15 protein-coding genes are annotated in these 8716 nt (G+C 69.5%); 5 read left to right on the top strand and 10 right to left on the bottom strand.

Annotated features, from left to right (window positions below; all coding sequences use genetic code 11):
- The coding region (locus VGC56_RS02310) for a lyase family protein (RefSeq protein ID WP_464122967.1) at positions 1 to 625 on the top strand (625 nt) is incomplete at its 5' end.
- Here the strand turns inward: VGC56_RS02310 and VGC56_RS02305 are convergent.
- The gene (locus tag VGC56_RS02305) at positions 622 to 948 is read right to left on the bottom strand and encodes a hypothetical protein (protein WP_464122965.1); all 327 of its coding nucleotides are present in this window, start codon (positions 946 to 948) and stop codon (positions 622 to 624) included. The two genes, VGC56_RS02310 and VGC56_RS02305, sit on opposite strands and share 4 nt — an antisense overlap.
- Before the next feature lie 131 nt (positions 949 to 1079).
- Entirely contained in the window at positions 1080 to 1607 is a 528-nt protein-coding gene (locus tag VGC56_RS02300) for an acyloxyacyl hydrolase (protein ID WP_464122963.1), read from the bottom strand.
- A 75-nt stretch (positions 1608 to 1682) separates the two neighbouring features.
- Here VGC56_RS02300 and VGC56_RS02295 point away from each other — a divergent pair, with 75 nt between their 5' ends.
- Both VGC56_RS02295 and VGC56_RS02290 read left to right on the top strand, forming a co-directional pair.
- The gene (locus tag VGC56_RS02295; protein ID WP_464122961.1) at positions 1683 to 1847 is read left to right on the top strand and encodes a hypothetical protein; all 165 of its coding nucleotides are present in this window, start codon (positions 1683 to 1685) and stop codon (positions 1845 to 1847) included.
- 93 nt (positions 1848 to 1940) lie between these two features.
- Complete coding sequence (locus tag VGC56_RS02290) at positions 1941 to 2483, top strand: DUF4142 domain-containing protein (protein WP_464122959.1); 543 nt, start codon at positions 1941 to 1943, stop codon at positions 2481 to 2483.
- Positions 2484 to 2485: 2 nt separating this feature from the next.
- Here the strand turns inward: VGC56_RS02290 and VGC56_RS02285 are convergent, their stop codons facing one another.
- Positions 2486 to 3052: a DUF2585 domain-containing protein gene (locus VGC56_RS02285; protein WP_464122957.1), complete on the bottom strand. Its 567-nt coding sequence runs from the start codon at positions 3050 to 3052 to the stop codon at positions 2486 to 2488.
- Positions 3049 to 3582: a DUF1697 domain-containing protein gene (locus tag VGC56_RS02280; RefSeq protein ID WP_464122955.1), complete on the bottom strand. Its 534-nt coding sequence runs from the start codon at positions 3580 to 3582 to the stop codon at positions 3049 to 3051. The genes VGC56_RS02285 and VGC56_RS02280 overlap by 4 nt, the downstream gene beginning before the upstream one ends.
- 47 nt (positions 3583 to 3629) lie before the next feature.
- On the opposite strand from VGC56_RS02280, the gene gmk reads away from it, so the two are divergent.
- Positions 3630 to 4262 carry a guanylate kinase gene (gene gmk / locus VGC56_RS02275; RefSeq protein WP_464122953.1) on the top strand — a complete coding sequence of 211 codons (633 nt, stop codon included), beginning with the start codon at positions 3630 to 3632 and terminating at the stop codon, positions 4260 to 4262.
- A gap of 56 nt (positions 4263 to 4318) precedes the next feature.
- The gene (locus tag VGC56_RS02270) at positions 4319 to 4939 is read left to right on the top strand and encodes a hypothetical protein (protein ID WP_464122951.1); all 621 of its coding nucleotides are present in this window, start codon (positions 4319 to 4321) and stop codon (positions 4937 to 4939) included.
- Here VGC56_RS02270 and VGC56_RS02265 read toward each other — a convergent pair.
- From VGC56_RS02265 to VGC56_RS02240, 6 genes are read right to left on the bottom strand one after another with little or no spacing between them, the layout of a single operon-like run.
- Complete coding sequence (locus VGC56_RS02265) at positions 4926 to 5615, bottom strand: ATP12 family chaperone protein (protein WP_464122949.1); 690 nt, start codon at positions 5613 to 5615, stop codon at positions 4926 to 4928. The two genes, VGC56_RS02270 and VGC56_RS02265, sit on opposite strands and share 14 nt — an antisense overlap.
- On the bottom strand, positions 5612 to 5845 hold the full coding sequence (locus VGC56_RS02260; RefSeq protein WP_464122947.1) for a hypothetical protein: 234 nt from the start codon (positions 5843 to 5845) through the stop codon (positions 5612 to 5614). Before VGC56_RS02260 ends, VGC56_RS02265 begins: the two co-directional genes overlap by 4 nt.
- Entirely contained in the window at positions 5842 to 6498 is a 657-nt protein-coding gene (locus tag VGC56_RS02255) for an HAD-IA family hydrolase (protein WP_464122945.1), read from the bottom strand. The genes VGC56_RS02260 and VGC56_RS02255 overlap by 4 nt, the downstream gene beginning before the upstream one ends.
- Positions 6499 to 7218: an FMN-binding negative transcriptional regulator gene (locus VGC56_RS02250; RefSeq protein ID WP_464122943.1), complete on the bottom strand. Its 720-nt coding sequence runs from the start codon at positions 7216 to 7218 to the stop codon at positions 6499 to 6501. It lies immediately after the preceding gene.
- The gene (locus VGC56_RS02245) at positions 7218 to 8312 is read right to left on the bottom strand and encodes an RluA family pseudouridine synthase (RefSeq protein ID WP_464122941.1); all 1095 of its coding nucleotides are present in this window, start codon (positions 8310 to 8312) and stop codon (positions 7218 to 7220) included. Before VGC56_RS02245 ends, VGC56_RS02250 begins: the two co-directional genes overlap by 1 nt.
- A complete protein-coding gene (locus VGC56_RS02240; protein WP_464122939.1) occupies positions 8309 to 8686 on the bottom strand; it encodes a CrcB family protein in 378 nt (125 codons plus the stop codon). The genes VGC56_RS02245 and VGC56_RS02240 overlap by 4 nt, the downstream gene beginning before the upstream one ends.
- Positions 8687 to 8716: the final 30 nt, after the last annotated feature.

Here is an 8716-nt window from a genome sequence, read left to right as displayed (position 1 = left end):
GCTGCCGTTCGTGTCGGCGCCGAACAAGTTCGCAGAGCTGGCGGCGCACGACACCCTGGTCGAGCTTTCGGGCGTCCTCAACACCATCGCGGTCGCGCTGACCAAGATCGGAAACGACATCCGCCTCCTCGGCTCGGGCCCGCGCTGCGGCCTTGGCGAGTTGAAGCTTCCCGAGAACGAACCGGGAAGCTCGATCATGCCGGGCAAGGTCAATCCGACCCAGGCCGAGATGCTGACCATGGTCGCCGCCCAGGTGATGGGCAACCATGTCGCCGCCACCGTCGGCGGCCTCCAGGGCCATCTCGAGCTCAACGTCTTCAAGCCGCTGATCGCCGCCAACGTGCTGCGCTCGATCGACCTTCTCTCCACCGGCATGGAGAGCTTCTCCGAGCGCGCGCTCGACGGCCTCGAGGCGGACGAGCGCCGCATCTCCGAGCTGATGAACCGGTCGCTGATGCTGGTCACCGCGCTCGCGCCGGAGATCGGCTACGACAACGCCGCCAAGATCGCCAAGCACGCCCACCAGCACGGCCAGACGCTCAAGGAAGCCGGGCTGGAGCTCGGCCTGGTCGACGAGGCGACCTTCGACCGGGTGGTGATTCCGGAGACGATGATCGGCCGCTAACGCGCGGTCGCCGCTGCCGTCATGCAGAGGCTTACACGGGCGATGCTGTCCCCCTGTAGGCCGTATCCGAACACCATCTCGTCGGTCATCATCTCACTGGCGCCCTTGCCGAGCTTGCCCGCCGATTTCCGCTCCTGCTCCGTCCAAAAGGCCAGCGCCTGGCGGATGCTCTTCAGCTGGTCCGGACGCTTCGCCATCGGCTGCAGGGCTTCCACGAGAACCTTGCACTCCATCGCGTCCTTGTAAAGCTGAGCGTCCGTGATCGAAGATGGGGTGCTCGTGGCCGGAACCGCCAGGTACAACAGCGCTGACATCAAAAGCACGACTGTCTCCTCTTTCCGGGTCGGCCAAGGGCGTTGGCAGACCTCCGCTCTTGCTCCCGATACAACATCCGCAATCGGCGCGCCTGTCGGGACTTACCCGGTAAAGCGGCGGCAGGCCGGCTTTGTGCGGCTCAGCGGAAGCCGAGGTTGAAGCGGACGCCGACGGTGTCGAGGCCGGGATTCTGGCCGCTGAAGATCTGGGCGTGGCTGAGATGGACCCAGCTCGCTTCGACCGAGGCGGTGCGGGTGAGCTTCACGCCGACGCCGAGTTCCGGCTCGAAGAGCACGCGGGACCCGAAATAGATGCGGCGGTTGCTGGGGTCGAAATCGCCCGGGCCGGTGTGGACGGCGATGCCGATGCCGGGGCGCAGGTATACCCGACCGCCGATCTGCCAACTCACCCCCGCGGCGACGAAATGGGTGTCGCCGGCGCTGTTCACCGACACGAAGGCCTGGGGCCGCGGCGCGCCGATGAAATCCAGCGCATGGAGGCGCGGGCCGCGCACGCCGAGCTCGAAATCGACGCCATGCTCGATGCCGCTGCGCGTCACCCAATTGACGTCGTGGGCGTAGACTCCGCCGAACACCTCCTGCGCCTGCGCCGGTCCCGCGGCGCAGAGGAGGGCCGTGGCAGCGCCGGCGAACAGGAAACGGGTCATGGTCCGCTGAACCCCGCCCCCTCCGCGCCGGTTCCGCCGCCGGAACCTCTCCCGCACCCGCGCGCTTCCCCCTTCATGAGCAACGAGCCCACCAATCCCGGCGACGAGGCTACGCCGGGGACGCCCGGCACGGGCGAGAATCTCTGCCGCCATTGCAACGGCACGGGAGAGCATGACGGCAAGCCCTGCTTGGTCTGCGGCGGCACCGGCAAGGTGACAGAGGGCCTCGCCGGCGGCTGACCGGCGAAATCTCCCTAACCCAGGTCAGGGTGCAGGAACCGCCCTCCCGGCACCGCTTTCAAGGCGCATCCCATCCTCCCGGAGGCAGACCTGATGCGCGCTAAACTTCTCCTCGCCGCGGCCGCGGCTTCGCTCTCGATCGCCCTTGGCGCCTGCGTCCCGAACGAAGCGGCGGTGACCGCCGCCGCGTCCGGCGACATGACGCCGACGACCCGCGACGCCTATGTCGGCATGGCCGCGGCCAGCGACCTCTACGAGATCCAGTCCTCGCAGCTCGCCCGCAGCCGCGGGCGCTCGCCCGCGGTGCGGGACTTCGCGCAGATGATGATCACGGACCACACCAACACCACCCAGCAGCTGATGATGGCCGCCCGCGCCGCGGGCATGCCGCCGATGACCCCTGCACTGCTGCCGATGCAGCAGCAGATGCTCGACCAGCTCCGCGCCGCGCCGGCGGGCAATTTCGACCGGGTCTATCTCGACCAGCAGGTCCAGGCGCACCAGATGGCGCTCGCCCTCCACAGCAACTACGCCCAGAACGGCGACGCCCCGCCGCTGCGCCAAGTCGCCGGAGCCGCGGCGCCGATCGTCCAGCAGCATTTCGATCGGGTCCGCCAGCTCGCCTCGAGCGGCTGAGCTCAGCCGCCCGCCTGCCAGGTGCGGATCGCGTCCGACGGCGCGACGAGCATCCAGATGTTCAGCGTCAGATTGTCGCGGATCACGGCGAGCGCGAGCAGCTCGAAGCCGATCGCCAGCGCGACCGTGCCCCACCAAGGCAGGCGCCTGGCGATGAGGAAGCCGAGGATCATCGCGCTGATGTCCGATACCGAGTTCAGCACCGTGTCACCCGAATAGCCGAGCGCCATCGTCGCGTGGCGGTAGCGTTCGATGATGAACGGGCTGTTCTCGACGATCTCCCATCCGGCTTCCGCGATCACCGCGACCATGAGCCGGAGGCCGACGCTGCGGCGGCGGAGCAGCAGCGCCGTCACGCCGAAGAACAGGAAGCCGTGGATGATGTGGCTCAACGTGTACCAGTCGGAGAGGTGCTGGCTGTTGTCCGGCCCCTTGGCGGTGCCGACCCACAGCTTCACCGTCCCGCACGTGCAGATCGGCGGCCGGCCCATCAGCAGCAGGATCGCTGCCGCTGCCACCACGAGCGCAAGGACGATCAGCCAGGCGCGCCGCCCGATGCGGCCGCTCACCCGGCCATGTCCGCCAGCGCAATCATCGTCCGCCAGTTGCGGGCCGTCACCGGCGATCCCGCCGCGCGGTCGATCATCGCCGGCGTGAGCTTCGACTGCCCCGCCCCGTTCGGATAGTGAAACCACAACGCCCCTCCCGCCTGCTCCACTCGCTCCCCGGCCGCCGCCTTGGCCGCTGCCTCGGCGGCCCCTGGTGCGAGCGCGTGCTTCGAAAGGCCGACCAGCACCCGGTTCGGCTCCCGCTCCGATTCGTCCGCGAACGGATTGGCCGCTATGATCTTCGCCCACTCGGTGCCGGAGCGGACGATCACCGCCGTCCGCACCTCGAACCGCTCCGCCAGCGCCTTCTCGAGCGCCGCCTCGAGCGCGCCATCGCCACCCTGCGCATCGAACACGACGTTGCCGCTCTGGATGAAGGTCGCGGCCTCCCGCCAACCCAATCCGGCGCAGACCTCCCGAAGCGCCGCCATCGGCACCTTGTTGCGTCCGCCGACATTGATGCCCCGCAGCAGCGCGATCCGCTTCACCATGCCCCAACCTGCTTGACGGGCGGGCGCACGGCAAGCCAGTAGCGCGCATGGAAATCAAAAGCGCCTTCCAGCGCCGCGGCCTCCTCTTCGTCCTGTCGAGCCCCAGCGGAGCGGGCAAGTCCACCATCGCGCGGATGCTGCTGGGCAGCGACGACGGCATCGCCATGTCGGTGTCGGCGACCACCCGCCCGCGGCGGCCGGGCGAAATCGACGGGCGGGACTATCATTTCGTCACCACCGAAAAGTTCGAGGCGATGGTCGCCAACGGCGATTTCCTCGAATGGGCGCATGTCTTCGGCCACCGCTACGGGACGCTGAAGAGCGAGGTGATGAAGGCGATCGAGGGCGGGCGCGACGTCCTCCTCGACATCGATTGGCAGGGCACGCAGCAGCTGAAGCAGGTCGACCCGGACATCGTCCGCGTCTTCATCCTGCCGCCCTCGCTGACCGAGCTGGAGCGCCGCCTCACCCGCCGGGGCACCGACAGCCAGGAGGTGATCCGACGCCGCATGGACCGCGCCGCGGCCGAGATCAGCCACTGGGCCGAATATGATTACGTGCTGATCAACAACGACGCCGAGAAATGCCGCGAGCTTGTCCACACGATCCTCAAGTCCGAGCGGCTCAAGGCATCGCGCCGCGTCTTCCTGCACGATTTCGTCCGCGACCTGATGGCCTGATTTCGCCTCCGCGGCGTTCGGGTCTACAACCGGCGCACAAAAAGGGGAGACGGATCATGACGCGCAGCTTTCTCGGCGGGATCGTCGCGGGGTTAATCCTGTTCGCGCTCGGCTTCCTGTTCTGGCAGACGCCGCTCTCGGGCCTTGCCTACAAGAACCTCCCCGACCAGCAGGGCGCCGCCGTCCAGACCGCGCTCGCCCAGAACCTGACCCAGACCGGCACCGGCACCTACCGCATCCCCGACCCCAAGACCCAGCAGGGCGCTTTGCTCTTCGCGAAGGGTCCGATCGCCACCGTGGACTATAATATCGACGGCTTCTCGCCGACCGGCACGGCGGGGCTGATTCCCGGACTCATCGTCGCCATCGTCGCTGGGTTCCTGCTCGCCTTCGGCGTCGGCGCTGTTTCAGCTGGGCGGTCGTTCGCGGAACTCGTCCGGCTCGTCGTGTGCGCCTCGCTCGGCTTCTGCGCCTGGATCTTCCTCGCCACGCCCATCGCCTACCATTTCGGCTGGGGCTTCTGGATCTACGCCTTCGTCACGGAGGCAATCTCGTTCATCGTTGCCGGGCTGGTCGTGGCGCGCTGGTTCGCGCCGTACGGGCATGTCGAGCCTCGGGTCGTGGCGCCCGTTGCCCCGGAACCCGAGGTTCGGACCGAGCCGCCTACAGAAGCGTGAGGAACCGGTAGGCCGCCTCGAACTCGCGGCGGCGGTTGGCCAGGGCTTCGGCGGCGAGGGCGTCCTCGCCCCATTGCTCCGCCTGCCACGCCTCGTCGACGGTCGCGGCGCGCCACGCCTCGTCGAGTCCGATCTCCCCCTCCGACAGCGCCAGCGCAATGACAAGCGAGCCGGAGATCGTCACCAGCGGCGCCAGAGCGGCGAGGCGGAACGGATCGCGCGCCGAAACGGCCGCCGCGAGGCGCCGCACCGTCTCGGGCGGTTGCGGGCGGTGGAGGATGCCGGTGGTGATTTCGAACTCGACGTCGTAGCGGCGCCGCGCCCAGGCGAGCAGCGTGTCCCATGCCGCCGCCTGGCGCTCGACGAGTGGGCGCGGCCCCTCGGCACGATAGCAGAGCATGTCGCCCTCGCCGTAGCGGGCGAGGTTGGCGGCGAACGTGCCGGGCTCCGGGGCGACGCGGTCGATGGCGGCGTTGGCGAGGCCGGTGAGCGGCATCGTGCGCGGGTCGACATCCTCGCCCTGCGCATTCCATTCCGCCGCGATCGCCTCCGCCAATTCCTCCGTCGGCACCGCCAAAGCGGCATGCGCGGGGGTCTTCACCGCCCGCCCGTCGAGCAGCAGGGCCATCCCCCCGGAAGCGGGGACGGAATCGGCTTCCTTGTAGAAACGCTTCACCGCCCGTCCTTGCGCTTCCAGTGACGGGAGAGGGCGATCGGCCCCCAGAAGCTGGCGATGAGGCCGGCGATGGCGATCGGGAAGCCGAGCATCGGGGCGCCGCCGCGGACGATGACGTTGGTCTGCCAGATGGCGAGGCCGAGCAGCACCACCAGGGTACCGCCGATGCGGGTCATGTTGAGGGTGATGAAGCGGCTGCGCCAGAGATCGTCATTGGGGTCCGGGGTCATGCCAAAGCCTCCGCGAGTGCGGCGATGTCGGCGGGGCGGCGCGCGACGAGGTCCGCCCCCGCCGCCGCCAGCTCCTCCGCTCTGTGATAGCCCCAGGCGACGCCGACGGCGCGGACGCCCGCTGCCTTCGCCATCGCCATGTCGTAGCTCGTATCGCCGATCATCATGCTGACTTCGGCATCCGCCCCCGCTTCCGCAAGGGCTGCCTCGATCATCGACGGATGCGGCTTCGACGGGTGGCGGTCGGCGGTCTGGAGGGTAACGAAGCGGCGAAGCAGGCCGTGGCCTTCGAGGCAGTGGCGCAGTCCCCGGTCCGACTTGCCGGTGGCGATTCCGAGCAGCCAGCTCTCCGCCTCGAGCGCGTCGAGCAGCTCCGGCACGCCCTCGTAGAGCGGCTCCTTGACCAGGCCGCGGGCACGCAGGCCCTGGAACACCGATTTGTAATCGTCGGCAAGCTTCGCGTGGAAGTGGGGCTCCGCCTCGGGCACCATCGCCTGCATCGCCTCGAGGAGACTCAGCCCCACCACCCGCCGGGTCCGCTCCCGCGCCGGCACGGCAAGCCCGGCGCTAGCGAAGCATTGCTCCATGGCGAGGCAGATGTTCGCCTGGCTGTCCACCAGCGTCCCGTCGCAATCGAAGATGGCGAGGCGCATCTATGCCTCCCCATCGGAGATGGGAAGGGGGACCACCCGAAGGGTGGTGGAGGGGTAATGGGCGGAGGCCGCGACAGTTACCCCTCCACCAGGCTGCGCCTGGTCCCCCTCCCCGTCTGGCGACGGGGAGGAACTCATCACCGCGGCCATCGCATCCTCGCCCTGCTCGCGTAGCGCGGCGGCGATGCGATTGCGGACTTCCGGCGGCTTGCTCTGGTCCAGCTTCGCCGTGCCGCGCCATTCGGTGATGTCGAGCGCGAAGCCGGCGATCGCCTTCAGGAGGCCATCGAACCGGACCGTGTCTAATGTGTCGCGCGACCACGGGCGCTTCGGCGCCAGCCGCGCCTCCTGCGTGTCGGTGAGGGCGTCGAGAAGGCGGATCAGTTCGTCTTCATCGAGAGTGGCGGCGCGCCCGTTCAGCTCGACGGCGAGGTAGTTCCAGGTCGGCACCCTGCCTTCGAGCCCGTACCAGTCCGCGCTGATATAGGCGTGCGGGCCGTTGACCACGACCAGCGCCTCCGCTCCCGCCGCCAGCGCCGCGTGCACCGCATTACCGCGCGAGACGTGGAAGAGCAGCCGCTCGCCCTCCAGCAGCAGCGGCACGTGCACCGCGCGGAGGCCGGCCTCCGTCGCCACCGTCACCGTCCCGAACCCCTCCGCCCGCACCAGCGCCGCCATCTCGTCGCGGTCGTCGATGTGGAACTTGCGGTTGGGGTGCATCAGGCCCCGTTCCCCCGGCCGCCGCGGTTGCGGCGCTCGCCCTTGCGCTCCTTGCGGCGGGACTTGGCGGCGGCGGTAAGGGCCCGGCGCTTGCCCTCCGCCGTTTCGGCGAACTTCACTTCGTCGAGCGGCAGGTCGCCGTCGGCGGGATCGAAGCCCAAGCCGGCGAGGGTCTCGGCGAAATGGGCGGGAAGCTCGGCAGTGACGTCGATCTGGCCGCTGTCGGGATGGTCTATGCGCAGGCGCCTGGCGTGAAGGTGGAGCTTGCGGCTGATCGCGCCGGTGAGGAACGCGTCCTGGCCTCCATATTTGCCGTCGCCGACGATCGGGTGGCCGATCGCCGCCATGTGGACGCGCAGCTGGTGGGTGCGGCCGGTGAGCGGCTGGAGCTCGACCCAGGCGGTGCGGTTGCCGGCGCGGTCGATGACCCGGTAGCGGGTGCGGGCGGTAAGGCCGGTCTCGCTTTCGTCGACATGCATCTTCTCGCCGCCGGTGCCGGGCTGCTTGCCGAGCGGCAGGTCGATATAGCCGTCGCGCACCTCCGGCACGCCGACCACCAAAGCCCAATAGACCTTGCGCGCGGTGCGGCCGGAAAAGGCCTTCGAGAAAAAGCCGGCGGCGCGGGCCGAGCGGGCAAGGAGGAGGACGCCGGACGTGTCCTTGTCGAGCCGGTGGACGAGCTTGGGCCGCTCGCCGCGCTCGTTGGCGAGGCCGTCGAGGAGGCCGTCTAGATGCTGCTTGGTCTTGGTGCCGCCCTGGGTAGCGAGGCCCGGCGGCTTGTTGACGACGATCGCCTGGGAATCGCGGTGGATGACGATCTCGTTGACGAAGGCGATCTCATCCTCGCTCAATTCCGGCCGGACGATCTTGGGCTTGGGATCGGCGGGCGGCTCGGCGGGAGGGACGCGGATCACCTGCCCCGCCTCGATGCGGTCGCCGGGCGCGGCGCGCTTGCCGTCGACGCGGAGCTGGCCGGTGCGGGCCCAGCGGGAGACGATGTTGAAGCTCGCTTCCGGCAAATGCCGCTTGAACCAGCGGTCGAGGCGGATGCCGTCGTCGTCCGGGGCGACGGTGAAGGCGCGGACGTCGCTCATGCCAGCGCCCTCGCCGCCCAATAACCGAGCGCGAGCAGCGCCAGCGCCCCGAGCGCCGAGGCGAGGGCGTAGCCGAACGCGAGCGCCGCCTGGCCGCGCTCGAGCATCAGGAAGAGATCGAGGCTGAAGGCCGAGAAGGTGGTGAAGCCGCCGAGCAGGCCGACGCCGAGCAGCAGCCAGGCGGGCCGGCTCGTCATGCCCTCGCCCGCCATCGCGCCGGCGAGGACACCCATCGCCAAGCCGCCGGCGAGGTTCACCGCCAGCGTGCCCCAGGGGAAGCCAGGCCCGAGTTGCCGAAGGGCGAGCCGCCCGGCCTCGTAGCGAAGGCCCGCGCCGGCCGCGCCGCCGAGGAGGACGAGAAGGAGATTGGGCATGCGCCCCGCTCTAGCGGCGGCGGCGCGCCC

This window comes from Allosphingosinicella sp., from assembly GCF_036403745.1.
Lineage (GTDB): Bacteria > Pseudomonadota > Alphaproteobacteria > Sphingomonadales > Sphingomonadaceae > Allosphingosinicella.
Note: the sequence above shows the minus strand (reverse complement) of the source record. Positions and strands in the feature narration are given on the sequence as shown.